The sequence below is a fragment of the Corynebacterium jamesii genome (genome assembly GCF_046097395.1).
In the GTDB taxonomy this organism is placed as follows: Bacteria; Actinomycetota; Actinomycetes; order Mycobacteriales; family Mycobacteriaceae; genus Corynebacterium.
Map to the genome: position 1 here is coordinate 602,008 of NZ_CP175789.1, position 22,034 is coordinate 624,041.

The 22,034-nt window shown below is 61.8% G+C and carries 15 protein-coding genes; 13 read left to right on the forward strand and 2 right to left on the reverse strand.

Annotation, left to right across the window (positions count from 1 at the left end):
• Positions 1–16: 16 nt before the first annotated feature.
• Positions 17–2,284, forward strand: coding sequence for a RelA/SpoT family protein (locus tag ACKFRT_RS02785; RefSeq protein WP_408925662.1), 2,268 nt, complete (start codon positions 17–19; stop codon positions 2,282–2,284).
• 41 nt (positions 2,285–2,325) lie between these two features.
• Here the strand turns inward: ACKFRT_RS02785 and ACKFRT_RS02790 are convergent, their stop codons facing one another.
• Positions 2,326–3,189 (reverse strand): peptidylprolyl isomerase, encoded by an 864-nt coding sequence (locus ACKFRT_RS02790; protein WP_408925663.1) that lies wholly within the window; start codon positions 3,187–3,189, stop codon positions 2,326–2,328.
• 113 nt (positions 3,190–3,302) lie between these two features.
• Here ACKFRT_RS02790 and ACKFRT_RS02795 point away from each other — a divergent pair, with 113 nt between their 5' ends.
• The 4 genes from ACKFRT_RS02795 (at position 3,303) to ACKFRT_RS02810 (ending at position 10,577) form a co-directional block, all read left to right on the forward strand.
• Positions 3,303–3,977, forward strand: a complete 675-nt coding sequence (locus ACKFRT_RS02795) for an MBL fold metallo-hydrolase (protein ID WP_408925664.1) — start codon at positions 3,303–3,305, stop codon at positions 3,975–3,977.
• Between the two features lie 22 nt (positions 3,978–3,999).
• Positions 4,000–5,319, forward strand: a complete 1,320-nt coding sequence (gene hisS / locus ACKFRT_RS02800) for a histidine--tRNA ligase (protein ID WP_408925665.1) — start codon at positions 4,000–4,002, stop codon at positions 5,317–5,319.
• Between the two features lie 239 nt (positions 5,320–5,558).
• The gene (locus ACKFRT_RS02805) at positions 5,559–7,721 is read left to right on the forward strand and encodes a bifunctional metallophosphatase/5'-nucleotidase (RefSeq protein ID WP_408925666.1); all 2,163 of its coding nucleotides are present in this window, start codon (positions 5,559–5,561) and stop codon (positions 7,719–7,721) included.
• An 87-nt stretch (positions 7,722–7,808) separates the two neighbouring features.
• Positions 7,809–10,577 carry an ExeM/NucH family extracellular endonuclease gene (locus ACKFRT_RS02810; protein ID WP_408925667.1) on the forward strand — a complete coding sequence of 923 codons (2,769 nt, stop codon included), beginning with the start codon at positions 7,809–7,811 and terminating at the stop codon, positions 10,575–10,577.
• A gap of 42 nt (positions 10,578–10,619) precedes the next feature.
• On the opposite strand, the gene ACKFRT_RS02815 is transcribed toward ACKFRT_RS02810, so the two are convergent.
• A complete protein-coding gene (locus ACKFRT_RS02815) occupies positions 10,620–11,579 on the reverse strand; it encodes a neutral zinc metallopeptidase (RefSeq protein WP_408925668.1) in 960 nt (319 codons plus the stop codon).
• A gap of 102 nt (positions 11,580–11,681) precedes the next feature.
• Here ACKFRT_RS02815 and aspS point away from each other — a divergent pair, with 102 nt between their 5' ends.
• The 8 genes from aspS to ACKFRT_RS02855 all read left to right on the forward strand — a co-directional run bounded on the left by aspS (position 11,682) and on the right by ACKFRT_RS02855 (position 22,024).
• Entirely contained in the window at positions 11,682–13,493 is a 1,812-nt protein-coding gene (gene aspS / locus ACKFRT_RS02820; protein ID WP_408925669.1) for an aspartate--tRNA ligase, read from the forward strand.
• 10 nt (positions 13,494–13,503) lie between these two features.
• Positions 13,504–14,733 carry a phosphotransferase family protein gene (locus ACKFRT_RS02825; RefSeq protein WP_408925670.1) on the forward strand — a complete coding sequence of 410 codons (1,230 nt, stop codon included), beginning with the start codon at positions 13,504–13,506 and terminating at the stop codon, positions 14,731–14,733.
• 20 nt (positions 14,734–14,753) lie between these two features.
• Positions 14,754–16,115, forward strand: coding sequence for a replication-associated recombination protein A (locus ACKFRT_RS02830; RefSeq protein WP_408925671.1), 1,362 nt, complete (start codon positions 14,754–14,756; stop codon positions 16,113–16,115).
• A 52-nt stretch (positions 16,116–16,167) separates the two neighbouring features.
• Positions 16,168–18,831 carry an alanine--tRNA ligase gene (gene alaS, locus ACKFRT_RS02835; RefSeq protein WP_408925672.1) on the forward strand — a complete coding sequence of 888 codons (2,664 nt, stop codon included), beginning with the start codon at positions 16,168–16,170 and terminating at the stop codon, positions 18,829–18,831.
• A gap of 22 nt (positions 18,832–18,853) precedes the next feature.
• Complete coding sequence (ruvX, locus tag ACKFRT_RS02840) at positions 18,854–19,321, forward strand: Holliday junction resolvase RuvX (RefSeq protein WP_408925673.1); 468 nt, start codon at positions 18,854–18,856, stop codon at positions 19,319–19,321.
• An 88-nt stretch (positions 19,322–19,409) separates the two neighbouring features.
• Positions 19,410–20,546, forward strand: a complete 1,137-nt coding sequence (mltG, locus tag ACKFRT_RS02845; RefSeq protein WP_408925674.1) for an endolytic transglycosylase MltG — start codon at positions 19,410–19,412, stop codon at positions 20,544–20,546.
• A 39-nt stretch (positions 20,547–20,585) separates the two neighbouring features.
• Complete coding sequence (locus ACKFRT_RS02850; protein ID WP_408925675.1) at positions 20,586–21,470, forward strand: shikimate dehydrogenase; 885 nt, start codon at positions 20,586–20,588, stop codon at positions 21,468–21,470.
• Positions 21,471–21,571: 101 nt separating this feature from the next.
• Positions 21,572–22,024, forward strand: coding sequence for a prepilin peptidase (locus tag ACKFRT_RS02855; RefSeq protein ID WP_408925676.1), 453 nt, complete (start codon positions 21,572–21,574; stop codon positions 22,022–22,024).
• Positions 22,025–22,034: the final 10 nt, after the last annotated feature.

Consider the following 22,034-nt stretch of genomic DNA (forward strand, 5'->3'; position numbering starts at 1 on the left):
AGGACTTAAAGCAGCAATGAGCAACGAAAAGGGCTCGCTGTGGATGGCGGCCCGCATCGCGCGCAGCCTCACTGGCACCGGTAAACCGAAGATCAACCCGGTACTGGGGCCGCTCATTTCCGTTCATCGGCGCTTCCATCCGCGCGCCGACCTGGCGCTGCTAAACCGAGCCTATGCCACAGCTGAAAAGCTGCACGAGGGCGTGAAGCGCAAGTCCGGTGAACCGTACATTACGCACCCATTGGCCGTAGCGACGATCGCCGCGGAGATCGGCATGGATACCACCACCGTTGTGGCCGCACTGTTGCACGACACGGTGGAGGACACGGAATACTCGCTGGCGGACCTTTCCCGTGACTTCGGTAGCGAGGTTGCGCGCCTGGTAGACGGTGTGACAAAGCTGGACAAGGTGGTGCTGGGATCTGCGGCGGAGGCAGAGACGATACGCAAGATGATCGTCGCCATGTCCGAGGATCCGCGTGTGTTGGTGATCAAGGTATCCGACCGTCTGCACAACATGCGTACCATGCGTTTTCTGCCTCCGGAGAAGCAAGCGAAGAAGGCGCGCGAGACCCTGGAAGTAATCGCTCCGCTGGCTCACCGCCTGGGCATGGCGACCGTCAAGTGGGAGCTCGAAGACCTGGCCTTCGCGATCCTGTACCCGAAGAAGTACGACGAGATCGTGCGACTCGTGGCCGACCGTGCGCCGAAGCGCGACCAGTACCTGGCGAAGGTGAAGCAGGAGATCGAGTTGGCGATGTCGCGCAGCTCGCTCCACGCCACCGTCGAGGGGCGCCCGAAGCACTACTGGTCCATTTACCAAAAGATGATCGTCCGCGGCCGCGACTTCGACGAGATCTTTGACCTGGTCGGCGTGCGGATTTTGGTGGACAGCGTGCAGGACTGCTACGCGGCCGTCGGCGCGATCCACACTTTGTATCAGCCGATGCCAGGGCGGTTTAAGGACTATATTTCCTCGCCGCGGTTCGGCGTGTACCAGTCGCTGCACACCACGGTGATTGGCCCGGATACGAAGCCACTGGAGGTGCAGATTCGAACCCACGAGATGCACCACAACGCCGAGTATGGCATCGCGGCGCACTGGCGGTACAAGGAAACCCGGGGCAACAACAACAGCGAGTCTGCCGAGGTGGACCAGATGGCGTGGATGCGCCAGCTGTTGGATTGGCAGAAAGAGGCCGCGGATCCGAACGAGTTTTTGGATTCGCTGCGCTACGACCTCTCTACGAACCAGATCTTCGTGTTCACCCCGAAGGGCGACGCGATTACGTTGCCGAATGGTTCCACGCCGATCGACTTCGCTTACGCGGTGCACACCGAGATTGGGCACCGCTGTATCGGTGCCAAGGTCAACGGCAAGCTAGTCGCACTGGAGTCCAAGCTCAAGACTGGCGACAAGGTGGAGGTCTTTACCTCTAAGGATCAAAACTCGGGGCCGTCGAAGGACTGGATGAACATTGTCGTCTCGCCCCGGGCGAAGGCGAAGATTCGCCAGTGGTTCGCCAAGGAACGCCGGGAGGAAGCCGCCGAGAAGGGGCGCGACCTGCTAGCTGCGGAGGCGCAGCGCGGTGGCCTCGCGGTGCACCGGCTGTTTACGCACGAATCGCTGCGTTTGCTGGCCAGCGAGCTGCACTACTCGGACGTCGAAGCGCTGTACACGGCAATTGGACGGGGAGAGATTACTGCAGGGAACGTGTGCCACCGCCTGGTGGAAGGCCTCGAGACCGAATCCGAGGCAGATGACGTTCTACAGTCGGGCCCGGCGACGTCGAAGATCGCGAACACTCCACAGGAGGGGCGTGGCGATGGTTCTGGAATACTCGTGCAGGGCGAGGCAGACTTCTCCGCGAAACTGGCCAAGTGCTGCACCCCGGTGCCGGGAGACAAGATCTTCGGCTTTATCACCAAGGGTGGGGGTGTAAGCGTCCACCGTACGGACTGCACCAACTCGGAGAAGCTACACCAAGAAACGCAGCGCATCATCGAGGTGTCGTGGGCAAGCAGTTTCCACAATGCGGTGTTTATGGTCACAATCCAGATCGAGGGGCTGGATCGCAACGGTCTGCTTTCGGAGGTCACGCGCGTGGTCTCGGAGCAGAAGGTGCCGATCATCGCTACGAACTCGCACACCGCCGGCGATCGGGTGGCGACGATCCGCTTTACTTTCGAGGTGTCGGACACGAAGCAGCTGGGTTACATGATGAACCAGCTACGCAACGTCGAGGGCGTGTACGACGTCTACCGGGTGACGACGGGCGGCTAGGGCACCGGTGTAGCCCAGCGCCGTTCTAGCATTCTAGCGTTTTAGCCCAGTACAGCGGACTCGATGTTGATGTCCTCGGTCGGGGCTGCGTCGCCCTCCGGTGCCTTCTCCAGCAGCTCGTCCAGCACCTTGAGACCGTCCTCGTCGATGGTGCCGAAGACGTTGTACTTCGGCGGCAGGGTGGTATCGCCGGTGACCAGGAAGAACTGGCTGCCGTTGGTATCCGGGCCACTGTTGGCCATGGCCAGGGTGCCACGCTTGTAGTTGACCGGGGTCTCGGCCTTGTCTTCCTCCACGCCGTTGGTCGGGAACTCATCTGGGAAGGAGTAACCCGGGCCGCCGGCGCCGCTGCCCTCTGGGTCGCCGCACTGCAGAATCGTCATAGAATCGGACTTCACGGAGCGGTGGCACTTGGTGGAGTCGTAGAACTTCTTTTCCACGAGGTGCGCGAAGGAGTTGGTGGAGCACGGAGACTTGTCGTTAGCCAGCTTTAGGCCGACCTTCTTTCCGTTCATCGTCAAGGTGACCTTCTGGGTGCCCTTGGCGGTGACGTCCTTGCCGTTTGGCAGCCCGGCCTCGCTGAGCTTGCCTTGAGGATCTTTCTTATATTCACACTTCACGGTATCGCCGTAGGGCTTCGCCGGACCGTCGGGCATTGCTACGGCCTCTACCTCCGGCTCGGTGGTCTGCTCTTCGCTTTCTGCGACTTGATCTTCACCCTCGTCAGAGGTGTAGGTGGTGGCGAACCAGATGCCGCCGACGATAACCACCAGCACCGCGAGAGTTGCGGCCACCACGCCCAGCGGGGCGATCTTGGCCTTGCGCTCGCGGGACTTTAGAGCCTTTTCCAGCTCCTTGAGCGCTTCGTCGCGCTTCGCCTCGTTCGGGTAGTTCTTTTCAGACACGTTCTTCCAGACCCTTTCTTGTGCTAGATACGGTGAACCATTATGCCCTATACACTGGCCGAATCGTGCGTAGGGGCACGCCCCGTGCGCGCCGTTCGCTAGGGTTGGGTGGCATGAGTGCAGATAAAGTAAACCTGCCGGATACCACCCAGATACTGAGCTTTCCCGCCGGACCTTTCGAGACCAATTGCTATGTGGTGATTGATGGTTCGGACGCCGCCGCGGGGGAAAACTCCCCGGCGGTCGTTATAGACCCTGGAATGGGTGCCTTCGACAACATCCAGAGGCTCGCCGAAGAGCATAATTTCTTCGTGGAAAAGGTCGTATTAACCCACGGGCACATCGACCACATCCGCGACGCTGGAGCCTTTGGAGTGCCCGTGTATGTTCATGAGCTGGATCGCTTCATGCTGGAGATGGACCAGGCGGCCAGCCCGCTGGCGCAGCCTTTCGACGTGGCGAACATGCCGGAGATCGAGGATATTCGCCCGCTGGGCGAATCCATCAGTATCGGTGGCGCGGAGTTTGATATCCACCACATGCCAGGCCACTCGCCGGGGCACGTGATGTTCCGCGTGGGCGGGCTGATTTTCGGCGGCGACGTCTTGTTCCGCGGGGGAGTGGGCCGCACCGATCTGCCCGGCTGCTCGCCGGAGGACATGATGCTGAGCCTCAAAAAGCTGACCACCGACTTCGCCGACGAGGACATTGTGCTGCCGGGACATGGACCGCACACCACGATTGGCGAAGAAAAGCGGACGAATAGTTTCCTGGCGGCAGTGCAATAGCCGTTTAGTAGACTGTTCACTTGTGACTGAGAGCGAGAAGAAGCAACAGAAGTCCCAGAAGCCTAAGACCGAGAAGTTTAAGGCGCTTAGCGCGCCGAAGGGCGTGCCGGACTACGTGCCGCCGACATCGGCGGAGTTCAAGGCGGTAAAGGATGCCTTTACCGGCGCCGCGCACGCCGCAGGCTACGAGCACGTGGAACTGCCGATCTTCGAGGAGACCTCTCTGTTCGCCCGGGGCGTCGGCGAATCCACCGACGTCGTGTCGAAGGAAATGTACACCTTCGCCGACCGGGGCGGCCGTTCGGTGACTCTGCGGCCGGAGGGCACGGCGGGCGTCATGCGATCCGTCATCGAGCACAACCTGGACCGCGGGCAGCTGCCCGTCAAGCTTGTCTACAACGGCCCCTTCTTCCGCTACGAGCGCCCGCAGGCCGGCCGCTACCGCCAGCTGCAGCAGGTGGGCGTGGAAGCCATCGGCGTGGACGATCCGGCGCTGGATGCTGAAGTTATCGCGTTGGCACACCGCTGCTTTACCTCCATCGGTCTGAATGGCTTTCGTCTAGAGCTGACAAGCCTCGGAGACTGGGACGACCGTCCGGCCTATCGGCAGAAGCTGCAGGACTTCCTGGCAACTTTGCCGCTGGACGAGGATACCCAGCGCCGTGCGCAGCTAAACCCGCTGCGCGTCCTGGATGATAAACGCCCCGAGATGCAAGAGATGCTGGCCGAGGCTCCCTTGATGCTGGACCACCTCAGCGATTCCTCCCGCGAGCACTTCGAGACCGTGACCGGGCTGCTCGACGACCTGGGCGTGGGCTACACCATCAACCCGCGGATGGTGCGCGGCCTGGACTACTACACCAAGACCTGCTTTGAGTTCGTCCACGACGGCCTGGGCGCGCAATCCGGCATCGGTGGCGGTGGCCGCTACGACGGTCTGATGGGTCAGCTGGGCGGTCAGGACCTTTCCGGAATCGGCTTCGGGTTGGGCGTGGATAGAGCGCTGCTGGCGCTGGAAGCGGAGGAGAAGAAGGCGTCAACAGGAAGAAGGGTTGATGTCTTCGGCGTGGCACTTGGGCAAGAGGCCAAGCGGCGCATGGTGGGCATCATTAACGATCTGCGTGGCCGCGGTATTTCCGCCGACATGTCCTACGGCGACCGCGGGCTGAAGGGTGCGATGAAGGGCGCCGACCGTGCCGGTGCACTGTATGCCCTGGTGCTGGGTGATAAGGAGCTGGCTGAGGGGACCGTGACGGTCAAGGATCTCGCAGCCCACGAGCAGCACGAGGTGGATCTGGCAGCAGTTGTGGAGCTGCTCGCGGAAAAGACGGCCGACGCTTAAAACACCGCCGAAATAACACTGGCCACACCATTGCCCTCGCGTAACACTACGCGGGGGTATTTATGGTGAATTAAAGATTAATAGTTTTGTTACCTAGTGTGAAGTGGCAGGTAGCGGGGCTTTTCGAGCAGGTTCTTGCCAAGACAAGAATGGCTAACGGTGGTTAGCTCTCCATCGTTGTTACACATCTACGCTGTGCAACTTGCTGACGCTAAATTTCAACGAGGAGTAACCCCACCGTGTTTAAACTATCTCGCCGCAGTTCTCGCGCCGTCATGACCATGGCCATGGCGCCGACCCTGGCCCTAGCGGGTCTGAACGTCCCTGCTTACGCCGCCGAAGCCGACCAGGTGAGCCTGAATATCCTAGGCATCACCGACTTCCACGGGCACATTTCCCAGGCCAAGAACCGCAAGGACGAGATCAGCGAGCCCGGCGCGGCCGTCATGGCCTGCTACATCAACAAGGAGCGCGAGGCTAACCCGAACACCAGCTTCGTTTCCGCAGGTGACAACATCGGTGGTTCGCCGTTCGAGTCCTCAATCCTGCAGGACAAGCCGACCCTCGACGTGCTAAACGCGATGGGTCTGGAGGCCTCCGCAGTGGGCAACCACGAGTTCGACCAGGGCTGGGATGACCTGAAGGATCGCGTGGGCGTGAACGGCGATAAGCTGGCAAAGTTCCCGTACCTCGGTGCCAACGTCAAGGGCGCAAAGTTGGCACCGTCGAAGGTCATCGAGAAGGACGGCGTGAAGATCGGCTACGTGGGCACCGTGACCGATACCACCTCCAATCTGGTTTCCCCGGATGGCATCAAGGGCATCAGCTTCACTGACCCGGTTGCTGCCACCAACGCCGAGGCCAAGCGACTGAAGGACAGCGGTGAGGCCGACGTAATTGTGGGTCTGGCTCACGAGGGCGTAGTCAACACGGGCTTTTCTGGCGATGTAGACGCTGTGATTGCCGGCCACACTCACGTGCTGCGCAAGCTGGACGGCAAGCCGGTACTGGTACAGCCGGCCAACTACGGCATGGATCTGGCTGATATCGACATTGTCTACGACAAGGCGGAAAAGAAGGTTGTGTCCGTGACCGCAGCCAACCGCTCGACCAAGGACATGATGGATCGTTGTGGCGATACCCCGAACCCCGAGGTGTCCAAGATCGTCGCTGCGGCGCAGGACTCGGCAAAAACTGAGGGCGACAAAGTAGTCACCAACCTGAAGAACGATTTCTACCGTGGTGCAGACGCCGGTGCCGAGACCGGCAGCAACCGCGGCACTGAGTCCTCCCTGAACTCCATGATCGCAGACGCCACCCTGTACGGCGTAAACAAGCTGACCGACTTGAACGCCGACATCGGCGTTATGAACGCAGGTGGTGTCCGCGAAGACCTGGCATCCGGCAAGGTGACCTTCGCTGAGGCTTTCGCCGTTCAGCCGTTCGGCAACTCCCTGGGTGTCGTTGAAATTTCCGGCGAGAAGTTCAAGGAGGCGCTGGAGCAGCAGTGGCAGCCCGATGGTAAGCGCCCGTTTTTGGCACTGGGTCTGTCCGAGAACGTCCAGTACGCTTACGATCCGGATGCGGAGCAGGGCAAGCGTGTTACCTACGTCACCATCAACGGCGAGCCGTTGGATCCGTCTAAGAACTACCGCATCGCCGGCTCCAGCTTCCTGTTGACAGGTGGCGACGGATACAAGGCTTTCGCAGCAGGTGACTTCCAGGACGCGGGCCAGATGGACATCGACGTGTTCAACCGCTACCTGAAGGACAATAAGAACATTGCCGTGCGTCCGAACCAGACCTCCGTCGGCGTGCAGCTGTCCGGCGCTGGCGTGGACGAGGCTCAGGTGACCGACGAGGCGCTGCGTGGGACCATCCTGGCCCCGAACAAGGGCGTGACCGTTAAGCTCAGCTCCCTGAGCTACACGGGCCCGGAAGCAAAGCCGAAGACGGCGACCGCCAAGTTCCTGCGCTGCGAGGGTGAAAAGGCCATCACTGTCGGTGAGGCTTCCGCAGATATGGACAACACCATCACCGACTCCCACGACGAAACCGGTAAGGCCACCGTTAACCTGACGGTCCCGGAGGAAGCTGCCTTCCTGCAGATCACCACCGACGCTGGTTCCAAGCTGAACTACCCGATCTCCGTGGAGGGCAAGCTGGAGGTCGAGCGCGGTTGTGGCACCGACCAGCAGAAGCAGCCAGGTGCTGACGGCTCCCTGTCCGGTTCCTCCACCGGCGGCGTCATCGCTGCCGTGATCGGCGTTCTGGCCGTCATCATCGGTGGCGCCACCGCCATTTCCTGGGTGCAGAAGAACGGTGGCATCCCCGCCAACATCGTTCCGCAGTGGGCCCGCGACATGCTGCCGCAGTGGGTCCGCGACGTCCTGCACATCTAAATCCGACTACCAGCACCACACTGACCCACTTTGAGCTCCCGCCTTACCCGCGGGAGCTCACTTCACCAGAAAGCAAGGTTGATAACCATGAAGGATCGTTTCAAAAACATCACCTCTGTGGCTACATTCAGCGCACTCGCCCTGAGCGTTAATGTCCTCACCGTCCCGACGGCTGTGGCAACGCCGGCGGGCGACAATGTCGTGATCAGCGCCGTATACGGCGGTGGCGGAAATAAGGGTGCGACCCTCAAAAACGATTATGTTCAGCTGTTTAACCCCACCGACAAGCCCATCAGCCTCGACGGCTGGACCGTACAGTACCTATCCGCCAAAGGCAACAACAACGGCAAGCCCATTGCCCTCTCCGGCACCATTCAGCCGAAGTCGTTCTATCTGATCAAGGGCGCTGCGGGTAACGGCGGTACCCAGGATTTTGTTTCGGACGCCACCGGGGACAACCTGGACCTGAGCGGTTCCAACGGCACCGTCGTGCTGACCAACTCCTCCGAGAAGTGGGCCGCTGGAAACCCCGCGATCGACGTCGTGGGTTATGGCAATGCGCCGGTGAACGAGACCGCTGGTACAGCGGCTCTCTCTAACACCACGGCTGCCGCCCGTAGTGAAGATGGAAACGATACGGACGACAACAGCGCCGATTTCACCCTCGGTAAACCAGCGCCGAAGTACAGCGGCGGCGATGCACTGGACCCGAACGCGGAGGACCCAGATAACCCAGAGCAGCCGGAGAACCCGGACGACCCCAACGAGCCGGAGCAGCCGGGGGAGGCCGAGGAGCACAAGATCTCCGAGATCCAGGGCACGGGTGCAGTGTCCCCGCTGGTGGACAAAGAGGTAAAGACCGCAGGCTGGGTAACCGCTAGCTACCCTTCCGGGGGATTCGATGGCTTCACCATTCAGGAAGGAGGCACGGCGAACCTGCACAAGCCGGGAGAGGCCTCTCAAGCCGTATTCGTCTACACCGGCAAGAATGGCACCCCGGCCGACCTGGGTAAGTGCGTCGTTGTTACGGGCAAGGTAGGAGAGCACGCCGATTCTACGCAGATCGGTTATGCAAAGTACACCGAGTCCACCAACCCTGCCGAAGACTGTGGCGAAAAACCAGAGCCGATCACGGACGCCGTTCCTCTAGACGAGGAAACCCGCGAGGCCAACGAGCACATGATGTTCCAGCCTTCTGAGACCTACACCGTTACCAACAACTACGAGCTGAACCAGTATGGATCCGTTGACCTGGTGGCGGGCAACGAGCCTCTGTACCAAGCCACATCCGTGGTGGCGCCGGGAGCAGAGGCACAGGCTTACGAGGCTGGCAATGCCAAGAAGATCGTCACCCTGGACGACGGAGCGACCTTCAACTACTTCCGCAACAAGGATGCGCAGAACACCCCGCAGCCCTACCTGAAGACTGCCGAGGGCATAAAGTCTCTGCGCGCCGGAGATCAGGTTACTTTCGCCAACCCGACGGTGCTGTCCTACGGCTTTGAGAAGTGGTTGTTGCAGCCGACCAGCCAGATTACGGGCGACACCGCGCAGAAGGATCTTCCGATCAGCTGGGAGGACTCCCGCCCAGCCGAGGAGAACGGTCCCGAGGAGGTCGGCGGTAGCCACTCCATCGCCAGCTTCAATGTGCTGAACTACTTCACGGATCTGGGGCAAGATGAGTCCGGCTGCGGTGCCTACAAGGACCGCGAGGGTAACCCGATCTCTGCTAACAGGTGCAACGTTCGCGGTGCCTATACCGAGGAGGCATTCGAGGACCAGCAGGAGAAGATCGTCAAGGCGATCAACACCCTGGATGTGTCGGTGCTGGGGCTGGAAGAAATCGAGAACTCCTCCAAGTTCGAGCAGGATCGAGACGCAGCCCTGAAGCACCTGGTCGACGAGCTCAACGCTGCCGGCGGCAACTGGAAGTACGTTCCCAGCCCGGCGACAGTCGCGAAGAACGAAGACGTCATTCGTACTGCATTCATCTACCAGCCGGAGAAGGTGGAGCCGGTCGGGGAGTCCAAGATCCTCGACGTAGAGGCTTTCGATGGCATCGCCCGCCAGCCGCTGGCGCAGCAGTTCAAGAACAAGGGTGCGAAGGACGAGCAGGCTTTCGTCGCCGTCGTGAACCACTACAAGTCCAAGGGCAGCGTGGCTCGCGATGACGCGGATACCGGCGATGGCCAGGGCAACAATGCCAAGCTACGTGCCGAGATGTCCCGTCAGCTGGTCAAGTGGCTCAATGAGGATGCAGACTTCAAGGACAAGCCGCAGTTCATCCTGGGAGACTTCAACGCCTATGCCAAGGAGGATGCAATCCGCATCATCGAGGAGGCCGGCTACACCAACCTCGAGGACAAATTCGATGCGGGCCAGTCCTACCAGTTTGGTGGCCGCCTCGGCTCTCTGGATCACGTGCTGGCCAACGAGAAGGCCACCCAGATGGCCACTGGCGCAGACGTATGGGATATCAACGCCGACGAGTCGGTTGCATTCGAGTATTCTCGCCGCAACTACAACGCGGTTGATTTCTACGAGCCGAACGTGTTCCGCGCATCGGACCACGACCCGATCAAGGTGGGCTTCAATGCCCCGGGCGCAGAGCCGAAACCGGCGCCAGGGCCGGGCGAGCCGAACGATCCGAACCAGCCCGGCGGGTCCACCGGGTCTCTGGGTGGTTCCAAGACGGAGCTCAGCGGCTCCGCCAAGGCGGGCATTATAACCACGATCATCCTGGGCATCCTCGCCCTGGGTGTCGGTGGAGCCGGCTTGTGGGGTTGGGTGAATAACCTGATTCCGGCTAGCGCAGTTCCAGACTGGCTGCGCCCGTTCCTGCCGCCGCAGCGCTAGGGAGGGGGGGCAGCCGGGGCGGCTAGCCACGGATAGTCGCCTTTAGCGCTGGAAGTCCTGGTGGCAGGACTTCATGGTGCCGCCCTGGTAGCCGCGCATAAACCAATCCACGCGCATTTTGGACGAGCCGTGGGTCCACTTATCCGGATTTACTTCCTGGCCGGCGCTGGACTGGATGGCGTCATCGCCAATGGACCGAGCAGTATCAATCGCCTGCTCGACCTGCTCTTGGGTGAGGGGCTCCAACAGAGCGTCCTCGCCCTTGTCCGCATTCTGAGCCCATACGCCTGCATAACAGTCGGCCTGGACTTCCATTTTCACCGCGTTGGAGTCCTCGCCTGGATTGTCGTAGTCGCTAAGCCCCAGGTTACCCTCCAGGTTTTGTACATGGTGGCCGAACTCGTGGGCAGTGACGTACATCTGTGCGAACGGTCCATCGGAACCGCCCATCTGTTTTAGCTCCTTAAAGAAGGGCGTAGACATGTACACCGTCTCATCGCCGGGGCAATAAAACGGCCCGGTGCTGGCGAGGTTGGCGGATCCGCATCGGGTGTCCGTCTGTCCCTCGGCCACCACTAGACCCGGCTCGGTGTATTCCACGCCGGCCTCTTCGGACAGCGCCGAACCCCAGAACTGGTCTACGGACTTCGCCGTGGCAAGGATTCGGCAATCATCGTGATTGTTGGCATCCTCGGCGGTCTTGCAGTGCTCGAAGCCTTCACCCTGCCTACTATTACTGACGCCCGCACGCTGGTCTGAGGCATTGTTTCCACCCAACATTCCGAGTCCGCCGTTAAAGAGGAACACCAGAATGGCGGCAACGATGATTCCCGGAATGCCGAAGCGGCGAGCGAGGGCGCCAAAAAGTAGGCCGGTAAACAGGCCGCCGCCCCCACCTTGGTTGCCGCCCCCGCCCCCGAGGCCGAAACCGCCTCCGCCGGAGCCGGTACCTCCGCGCTGTCCACGGTCGGAATAGTTGTTCAGATTGTTGTTAAAAGTCACAAGTGAATCGTGCCATACCCGGGCGACGTACACACCCTTTCGCAGACAAGGTAGGCTGTAAGGTCGAAAAAGGCTAAGTAACGAGGAAGGAACTTAAGGAACGTGCTGCGCACACACCTTGCGGGCGAACTGCGCCCAGAAAATATCGGCGATGAAGTGACCCTGACCGGATGGGTTGGTCGCCGACGTGACCACGGTGGCGTCATTTTCATTGACCTGCGCGACCGCACCGGCGTGGCACAGGTCGTCTTCCGCGAGTCCGAGGTGGCGGAGCGTGCGCACGACCTGCGCAGCGAGTACTGCCTCAAGGTCACCGGTGTGGTGGAGGCTCGCCCGGAGGGGTCGGAGAACCCGAACCTGGCTTCCGGCGGCATCGAGGTTAACGTCTCCGAGCTGGAAGTCCTCAACGAGGCTGCGGCGCTGCCGTTCCAGATCGACGATCCCTCGACCTCCGGCGAGGTGGGCGAGGAGACTCGTCTGAAGTACCGCTACCTGGATCTGCGCCGCAAGACCCAGGGCGATGCGCTGCGTCTGCGCTCTCGGGTGAACCAGGCTGCCCGGGGTGTCCTGGCCGACCATGATTTCACCGAGATCGAGACCCCAACGCTGACCCGCTCCACCCCGGAGGGTGCACGCGACTTCCTGGTGCCGGCACGTCTACGTCCAGGCTCCTTCTACGCGCTGCCGCAGTCCCCGCAGCTCTTTAAACAGCTGCTGATGGTTGCCGGCATGGAGCGCTACTACCAGATCGCTCGCTGCTACCGCGATGAGGACTTCCGTGCCGACCGTCAGCCGGAGTTCACTCAGCTGGACGTGGAGATGTCTTTCGTGGATCAGGAGGACGTGATCTCCCTGGCCGAGGAGATCCTGGTGGCCATCTGGAAGGAGATCGGCTACGAGATCTCCACCCCGATTCCGCGCATGACCTACGCCGACGCGATGAAGTACTACGGCTCCGACAAGCCGGACCTGCGCTTCGACATCCAGATCACCGAGTGCACCGAGTTCTTTAGGAACACCACCTTCCGCGTGTTCCAGAACGAATACGTCGGCGCGGTTGTCATGGACGGCGGCGCAGATCAGCCTCGCCGCCAGCTGGATGCGTGGCAGGAATGGGCTAAGCAGCGCGGTGCCAAGGGTCTGGCCTACATCCTGGTGGGCGAGGACGGCGAGCTCTCCGGCCCGGTGGCCAAGAACATCACCGATGAAGAGCGCGCAGGCATCGCCGAGCATGTCGGCGCGAAGCCGGGCGACTGCATCTTCTTCGCAGCTGGCGAGACCAAGCCGTCCCGTGCCCTGCTGGGTGCCGCCCGCGGCGAGATCGCCAACAAGCTGGGTCTGATCAAGGAAGGCGACTGGGCCTTCACCTGGGTCGTCGACGCACCGCTGTTCGAGCCGGCTGCAGACGCTACCGCTTCCGGCGATGTTGCACTGGGCCACTCTGCGTGGACTGCCGTGCACCACGCGTTTACCTCCCCGAAGCCGGAGTACTTGGATAACTTCGACGAGAACCCGGGAGAGGCTCTGGCTTACGCCTACGACATCGTCTGCAACGGCAACGAAATCGGTGGCGGTTCCATCCGTATCCACCAGCCGGACGTACAGGAGCGCGTGTTCAAGGTCATGGGCATCACCGAGGAGGAAGCACGCGAGAAGTTCGGCTTCCTGCTGGACGCTTTCGCTTTCGGTGCCCCGCCGCACGGTGGCATCGCCTTCGGCTGGGATCGCATTGTATCTCTGCTGGGTGGCTTCGAATCCATCCGCGATGTCATCGCATTCCCGAAGTCCGGCGGTGGCGTGGATCCGCTGACCGACGCTCCGGGTGAGATCTCCGCGGCACAGCGCAAGGAATCCGGCATCGATTTCAAGCCGAAGAAGGCACCGAAGGGTCAGAAGGCTCAGCAGGAAAAGTAGGCGAGTAGCAGTGCAGTCAGTCGAGTCCACCGTCGAGGCGGCAACCCACGTGTTGGCGACCCGCTTCGGGGGTACGCCCGAGCTCAGCGATCCGCAGGATCTGGGCGGAAGCGGTTCCTCGATGGTTCTGCGCTGCCGTATTTCGGCCGAGCCGTTCCTGCAGGAGCGCACGGTTGTCATCAAACAGCTGCCACGGGAAAGCGAATCTGCTGGCTCCGACGGCAACGGCTTTGGTCCCGACGCCCTGGGTATGCTCCGCGAAGTCGTGGCCTACCAGTACACCAACACTTTGGCCGAATCCGTGCGCCCCGGCCCGGTGTTGCTGGCCTACGACATCGAGCAGCGCTTGCTGGTGCTGTCCGACGCGGGCGACGGCACCAACTTCACCGACGTGCTTACGCTGCACGATTCCAAGTCCCGCACCGGCGCACTGCGCAAGCTGGGTCGCTCACTGGGCAAGATGCACGCTGCCACCTTCGGCGGTGCCGATTCCTACACCACCTTGATGCGCCGGCAGTGCCAGCGCCACCAGATCAGCCCCGAGGCGATCGAAGAATCCGACATCGACGTCGGGGAGCTCATTCAGTCTGGCGTGGATCTGATGACCTCTAATGGCCTGACCATCGACCCGGTTGTAAAGCGTTACGCCACGCAGGCCGCCGAGCGGCAGACAAAGTCTGAGTTCCAGGTTTTCACCCCCTTTGACCTGGCTCCAGACAACGTGATGCTCACCCAGAACATCGTGTTGCTGGACTACGAATGGGCCGGCTTCCGGGACGCTGCTTTCGACGTGGCTTGCGTCGTCGCGGGGTTCCCGCAGGATAACTCCACCCCCGCATTGGACGAGCCGGAGACCACGGAGTTCCTCGCCGCCTGGCGCGCCGAGGCGCAACAGATCTGGCCCACGATCTCCGATGACGAGGTTTTCCACGACTGGGTCATGTCCGCCCTGATCGGCTGGGCTTTCCTATCGCTGATCATGATGTACTACGGTCGGCTTTCCGTTGCGGAGCACTCTTCCTTCGTTTTCGGTGAGGAGTCTGACAACCAAGAGGTCTCGCGCTCTATCCGCCATATGTCGGAGGAGCAGTTGGAGGATATAGCCACCACGGTGGAGGCCATTGAGCGATTCTCCCGCCGCCGCGATTCCCAAAACTTCGAGGCCGTTGGAGCATTTGCCCGGGTGTTGTTAAAGGTGCTGGCGCAACTGGGCGCTTTCCCCAACGAGCGCGACGAATAGCCCCCTTAGAAGCCCAAGTCATGGACGATCTGTTTTCACAAGACCAGGAGGGCAGTGCTGCCGAGGCCTATTTTCACCCCGGCGCCCACGCGCCGCTGGCCGTTCGTATGCGTCCCCGTTGCCTGGACGAAGTCGTAGGCCAGGAGAAAATCCTCGGCCCCGGTTCGCCACTACGGCGGTTGATTGAAGGCGAGGGCGATACCTCCGTCATCCTTTATGGCCCACCCGGCACAGGTAAGACGACCATTGCGAGCCTCGTTTCGCAGGCCTCCGGCCGCCGCTTTGAGGCCTTAAGTGCCCTGAACTCTGGCGTTAAGGAAGTTCGCGCCATCATCGAACAAGCCCGCAAGCGCCTGCTTCTCGGCGAGCACACCGTCCTGTTCATCGACGAGGTTCATCGTTTCTCGAAAACCCAGCAGGATGCCCTGCTCGCCGCCGTTGAAAACCGCACTGTGCTTCTGGTCGCCGCCACCACCGAGAACCCGTCGTTTTCCGTGGTCTCTCCGCTGTTGTCGCGGTCGCTGTTAGTGCAGCTGTCTTCCCTAAGCGACGCCGACATTCGCACCGTGCTGCAGCGCGCCCTCGATGACGAACGCGGGTACGCCGGGCGTTTGCGCGTTACTCCCGATGCCATGGATCAACTCGTCGCCATGGCCTCCGGGGATGCCCGCCGCAGTCTGACGTACCTGGAAGCCGCCGCCGAAGGAGTCGAGCCGGAGGGGGAAGATGGCGTGGGGGAGCTGGTGGCGTCCCAAGTAAAAAAGTCCCTCAACAAAGCAGTGGCGCGCTACGATCGCGACGGCGATCAGCACTACGACATCACCAGTGCCTTTATTAAGTCGATCCGCGGTTCGGACCCGGATGCCGCACTGCACTATCTGGCTCGCATGCTGGAGGGCGGCGAGGATCCACGGTTTATCGCTCGTAGGCTAGTGATCCATGCCAGCGAGGACATCGGCATGGCCGACCCACAGGCGCTGCAGGTGGCGGTGGCCGCCTACCACGCCGTGAGCTTCATTGGTATGCCGGAGGCACGGCTGAACCTGGCACAGGCGACGATTCACTTGGCTACCGCTCCGAAATCTAACGGGGTGATCGCCGCAATTAACGCGGCGATCGGCGACGTGCAGTTGGGTAAGGGCGGGGCAGTGCCAGCGCACCTGCGCGACGGGCACTACCAAGGCGCGAAGGCGCTGGGTAACGCGGTGGGCTACGTTTACCCTCACGACGATCCGAAGGGTGTGGTGCCACAGCAGTACCTGCCAGACGACGTGCGCGACGCGATCTACTACCAGCCGACGAATCACGGGCACGAAAAGACCATCGGTGCGCGCTTGAGTAGCCTAAGGGCTATCGTTCGCTCCTTCTTAACCCGGGGGTAGAATGTACGCATTCCATAGACAGTCGACACAATATTGACGAGGTAAAGCCAACGTGCAAACGCATGAAATCCGCCAGCGCTTCATCGAGCACTTCACCAAGGCCGGGCACACGGAGGTTCCCAGCGCATCGCTGATCCTGGACGACCCGAACCTTTTGTTCGTCAACGCAGGCATGGTTCCGTTCAAGCCTTACTTCCTAGGGCAGCAGAACCCGCCGTTTGAGAGCGGCACGGCAACCTCCATCCAGAAGTGCGTGCGCACCCTGGATATCGACGAGGTCGGCATCACTACCCGCCACAACACGTTCTTTCAGATGGCGGGCAACTTCTCCTTCGGCGCGTACTTCAAGGAAGGCGCCATAACGCACGCGTGGACGCTGCTGACCAACCCGGTGGAAGACGGCGGACTGGGGCTGGATCCGGAACGACTGTGGGTGACCGTCTACACCGACGACGACGAGGCCGCGGAAATCTGGAACAAAAAGATTGGCGTGCCGGAACACAAGATCCAGCGCCTGGGCATGGAAGATAACTACTGGTCCATGGGTATCCCCGGCCCGTGCGGCCCATGCTCGGAGATCTACTACGATCGCGGCCCGGAGCACGGCCAGGAAGGCGGCCCGGTTGTCGACGACACCCGCTACATCGAGATCTGGAACCTCGTGTTTATGGAGAACGAGCGCGGCGAGGGCCTAGGCAAGGGCAACTTCGAGATCGTCGGCAAGCTGCCGAAGAAGAACATTGATACCGGCCTGGGGATCGAGCGCGTGGCCTGCATTCTGCAGGATGTAGAAAACGTATACGAGACCGATTTGCTGCGCCCCGTGATCGACGTGGCACAGGAAGTCACCGGAGCGAAGTACGGCGCCGACCATGCCAGCGATGTGCGTTTCCGCGTGATCGCCGACCACTCCCGCACCGGCCTGATGCTGATGCTGGACGGTGTGACGCCCGGCAACGAAGGCCGCGGCTACATCCTCCGCCGCCTGTTGCGCCGCATCATTCGCTCCGCCCGCCTGCTGGGAGCGACGGGGGAAACACTGGAGAAGTTCATGGATACCGTCCGGGAGACCATGACGCCTTCTTACCCGGAGATCGCTGAGAACTACGAGCGCATCCGCACGGTGGCGCTGGCGGAGGAGAAGTCCTTCCTGAAGACCCTGGAATCCGGTTCCCAGATGTTCGACGACTGGGCTCACGGCGCCAAGGCGCGCGGCGAGGAGACCGTGCCAGGCGACGTTGCGTTCTCGCTGCACGATACCCACGGCTTCCCGATCGACCTGACCGAGGAGATGGCTGCCGAGGCCGGCCTCAAGGTGGACATCGACGGCTTCCACAACCTCATGGCCGAGCAGAAGGCCCGTGCCAAGGCCGACAACAATGCAAAGAAGCTGGGCCACGTGGACCAGACCATCTACCGCCCGTTCGTAGATAACCAGCCGACCGTGTTTACCGGCTACGACAACCTCACCGACGAGGCCACCGTGCTGGGCATCATCCGCGACGGTGCGCTGGTGGAGAGCGCCTCCGAGGGGGCAACAGCCCAGGTTATCCTGGACCGTACCCCCTTCTATGCCGAGGCCGGTGGCCAGATGGCCGACCGCGGTGAGATGACCACCACCTCCGGAGCCGTCCGTGTCGAGGACGTGCAGAAGGTTGGCAAGAAGGTCTGGGTCCACCACGTGACCGTCAGCGGCGGAGAGCTGGCTGTGGGGCAGAAAGTACAGGCCACCGTGGATAAGGCGTGGCGCCACCAAGCCCGCCAGGCACACTCCGGCACGCACCTGATCCACGCCGCCCTGCGAGAGGTGCTGGGGCCGACAGCCGTGCAGGCAGGCTCCATGAACAAGCCGGGCTACCTGCGCTTCGACTTCAACTACGGCGAACAGTTGACCGAGCACCAGTTGGGGCAGATCGAAGAGATCGCCAACGGTGCCGTAGACAGCGACTACCAAGTAAACACCATCGAGACCTCGTTGGAGGAAGCCAAGGCGATGGGCGCCATGGCTTTGTTCGGCGAGAACTACGGCTCCGAGGTGCGTGTCGTCGAAATCGGCGGCCCGTTCTCCATGGAGCTGTGTGGCGGTATCCACGTGGATCACTCCTCCCAGGTCGGCCCGATCTCCGTGTTGGGCGAATCTTCCGTCGGCTCCGGCGTGCGCCGCATCGAGGCCTACACAGGCATGGATTCCTTCCGCTTCTTAAGCACCGAGAAGTCCCTGGTGGCCGGATTGGCTAGCAGCCTCAAGGCCCCCAGCGAGGAACTACCGGAGCGTATTGATGCCCTCACCGCCAAGCTCAAGGCCGCCGAGAAGCAGATCCAGCAGCTGCGCGGCCAGCAGCTGCAGGGCCAGGTAGGAGAGCTGGTGAAGAAGGCTGAGACTATCGGCGCCGTGAAGGTGTTGGCCGAGCAACTGCCCGAGGGCGTGGCCGCCGGAGACCTGCGCACCCTCGCTATGGACGCGAAGAACCGCCTGGGCTCCGAACCTGCAGTAGTTGTCTTTGCGTCTGTCGACGGCGAGAAGGTGCCGTTCGTTGCCGCAGCCAACGATGCTGCCGTGGACAAGGGAATCAAGGCCGGAGAGCTGGTCAAGGCGTTCGGCCAGAAGGTCGCGGGCCGCGGTGGCGGCAAGCCGGCTATGGCGCAGGGCTCTGGTACGGACGCCGCCGGCATCCCCGCCGGCATCGAGGCCGTTAAGGGCGCGCTGCGCGGATAATAGCTGGAGGGAGCTTTTGCAGATGCAGACCGAGAAGCCAGACCCATCTACTGACCCCGGCCGCGGCAGGCGGCTGGGATTGGACGTGGGCACCGTGCGCATCGGAGTGGCGATCTCCGACCCGGACTGCATCTTGGCTACCCCCGTGGAGACAATACAGGCGAGCGCGGACGACGCGGATGTGCAGCGAGTAGTAGAGATTTGCCGCGAGAACTTCGTAGTGGAAATTGTCGTGGGTTTGCCCGTGGCGCTGCGCGGTAACCACACACAAAGCACCTTCAATGCCGAGGAGTTTGCCCGGCTGGTGCAGGAAGAACTGCCAGACATTCCGCTACGCATGGTGGACGAGCGCATGTCCACGATGGCTGCTACGCAGGCGTTTCACGCCTCTGGCGTCAATAGTAAAAAAGGACGAAAGAAAATCGACCAGGCCGCGGCAGTGCATATCCTGCAGGGGTGGTTAGACACGCGGCGGCGCGCGCTTTCCTAAATTTTATCAATTCGTGAGAAAATGGGCGCCGACGTTTATGAGTACCCCTGACGAAAGGCCGAACTGACCTATGGGATCGACCCGTAACATGCAGCCAAAGTTTAGACGGCGCCGACAGCATGCCGCCGCGCTGGCTCTCGGTCTGGTCGTCCTGTTGATCGGTACGTGCGCGTACATCTGGTACCAGCGCGATGTTGTCGCCGTGCGCGACTACGCAGGCGAGGGCAACGGCAATGTCGTGATGGTGCGAGTAAGCCCGGGTGACTCGGTGGATAGTCTTGCGGAACAGTTGGTGGACAAAGACGTGGTGGGTTCTCGCCGCGCCCTGATGTCCGCCGCGGAGCGTAAAGACCCAGAACTGCAGGCGGGTTACTACCCGTTGCAGGAGCAGATGTCCGCAGATAAGGCCCTGGAGTGGCTATCCAGTGAAGACCGCCGACGGGGCGTGGTGGACATCCCGAACGGCTTGACGCTGAACGACGTGCAGGTAGTTGGTGGTGATAACCGCAAGGGCATCTTCACCCTAATCTCTGAGCAGACCTGTCAGGACGAGCACACCTGCGTCTCCGTTGAGGATCTGCGGACGGCTGCGGCGCAGACCCCGCCGGAGCAGCTGGATATAGCGGAGTGGGCGCTGGAGCCGGTGAACGCGCGTGGCGACGATCCGAAGCGCATCGAGGGTCTGATTTCTCCGGGCGTGCACCTATTCGACCCGACGGGTAGCCCCGAGGAGATTCTGAAGTCTCTGTTGGGCACCTCCAAGGAGCAGTATGAGAACACCGGCCTGGTCTCCACTGCCGAGAATGTGGGCCTGAGCCCGTACGACATGCTGGTTGCAGCTTCCCTGGTGGAGCGCGAAGCACCGGAGGGCGACTTTGACAAGGTAGCCCGCGTGATCCTGAACCGTCTGCACGAGAATCAACGGCTCGAATTCGACTCGACGGTGAACTATGACCTCAGCGAGGTTGAGGTTGCCACCACCGATGAGGACCGCAAGCGTCCGACCCCGTGGAACACCTACGCCAAGGAGGGACTGCCGGATACTCCGATCGCTTCGCCTGGCCAGCAGGCCCTGCACGCGATTGAGAACCCGGCTGAGGGCGACTGGCTGTACTTCGTTACCGTGGACCGCAATGGTCGCACCGTGTTTAACCGCGACTTTGAAGCGCACGAGCGGGCTATCGAGGAATCACGCCGCAACGGTGTGCTGGATTCAAACCGCTAGAGCAGATTTAACACTGAACAACGTAAAGGGTGAATTTCTATGTCCGCCGCAGGCCACGTGCTGACGGTAGATGAATTCCTGGAGTTGTCCGGCCCACGATGTGCGGTGCTGGGCAGCCCGATCGAACACTCGCTGTCCCCGCAGCTGCACACCGCCGGCTACTCGGCACTGGAGCTGCAGATGGATTACGTCCGCGTGGAGGCGGGGGAGTCCCGCGATATTCGCCGTCTTCTTGGCGAGTCCGACGATGAGGTCCGGGGCTTCTCCGTGACCATGCCCGGCAAGCAGGCCGCCCTGGAGTTGGCGGATCTGGCAACGAGCCGGGCGCAAGAGATTGGCTCCGCGAACACCCTCGTGCCGCAAGGCGACGGTCAGTGGTTGGCGGACAACACGGACGTGGATGGCGTGAGCCGCTGCCTGGAACACCTGTACGGCGGGGACACCTCCGCTCTGCAGGGCGCCAAAGCGGTGATCGTCGGCAACGGCGGCACTGCGCGGCCGGCCGTGGCTGCGCTGGCGGCTGCCGGCGCCACCGAGGTGACGGTGCTAGCGCGTTCCGAGCGCGCCCTCAACCTGCAGGCCGTGGTGGAGACCTTGGGTATGGAGTTTTCCTGGTCCCGTTTCGAGGACACTGACGTTGCCCAAACCTGCTCTACGGCCGCAGCAGTGATTTCCACCATTCCGGCCCACGCTGCCGAAGAGCTCGCCGAGGGGCTGTGTGCTGCTGCTGGCATCGTGGACGTTATCTACGATCCGTATCCCACACCGTTGTTGACGGCCGCCTGGGAGAAGGGCGTGCCGCATGCCGACGGCTTGCGCATGCTGGCGGGCCAAGCAGAGGAACAGTTTCGCCTTTTCACCGGCCGTCCCGCCCCGGAGGGGCTGATGCTGGATACCGTGCTGCGGGCCAAGGGGCAAGCCTAGTTTCGCTGCCCTGTGGATAACTTTTATTTATCCACACGCGCCTCCTTTATGCCGGCTCGCACAACCGCTGCCTGTCCGTACGGTCAGCTAGCGTGCGAGCTGTGTTTGACTCCTCGCTTGCCTCCTGGTGGCTGTTACCGTTTGTGCCGTGGGCCGTCGCGCTTTTTATTCTGGACGCCCACACCTCCCGCCTTCCCAACTTCCTTACCCTTCCGGCGATTCCGATCGCCATGGGCGTGCCCTGGGTGGTTCCGGGTACTAACAATTGGGCGCTTCTAGGAGGCCTCGCGTGGGGCGCAGTTGCCTTTACGCTGCCTTTGTTACATCCCCGGCTGCAGGCGGGCGGCGGGGACGGCAAACTTGCGCTGACCACGGGAACGCTGGCAGCCACAGCCACGCCCCTGGGCGCTCTGGCAGCGATGGGGCTCAGTGGCCTGTTGCAGTGCCTCCTTCAAGCCACGTTCAAAGGACGGCACGCCAGGGCGAGCCCGCACGGCCCGGCGATGCTGATGGCAACGGGGGCGGTGGTGGTGGCGTCACTAATCTTGCGTTAATAAAAGGGGA

Excerpts from the sequence above, each read along its gene's own strand:
- ACKFRT_RS02785 (WP_408925662.1), top strand. The coding sequence starts at position 17 with ATGAGCAACGAAAAGGGCTCGCTGTGGATGGCGGCCCGCATCGCGCGC.
- ACKFRT_RS02795 (WP_408925664.1), top strand. The coding sequence starts at position 3,303 with ATGAGTGCAGATAAAGTAAACCTGCCGGATACCACCCAGATACTGAGC.
- ACKFRT_RS02810 (WP_408925667.1), top strand. The coding sequence starts at position 7,809 with ATGAAGGATCGTTTCAAAAACATCACCTCTGTGGCTACATTCAGCGCA.
- ACKFRT_RS02830 (WP_408925671.1), top strand. The coding sequence starts at position 14,754 with ATGGACGATCTGTTTTCACAAGACCAGGAGGGCAGTGCTGCCGAGGCC.
- ruvX (WP_408925673.1), top strand. The coding sequence starts at position 18,854 with ATGCAGACCGAGAAGCCAGACCCATCTACTGACCCCGGCCGCGGCAGG.
- mltG (WP_408925674.1), top strand. The coding sequence starts at position 19,410 with ATGCAGCCAAAGTTTAGACGGCGCCGACAGCATGCCGCCGCGCTGGCT.
- ACKFRT_RS02850 (WP_408925675.1), top strand. The coding sequence starts at position 20,586 with ATGTCCGCCGCAGGCCACGTGCTGACGGTAGATGAATTCCTGGAGTTG.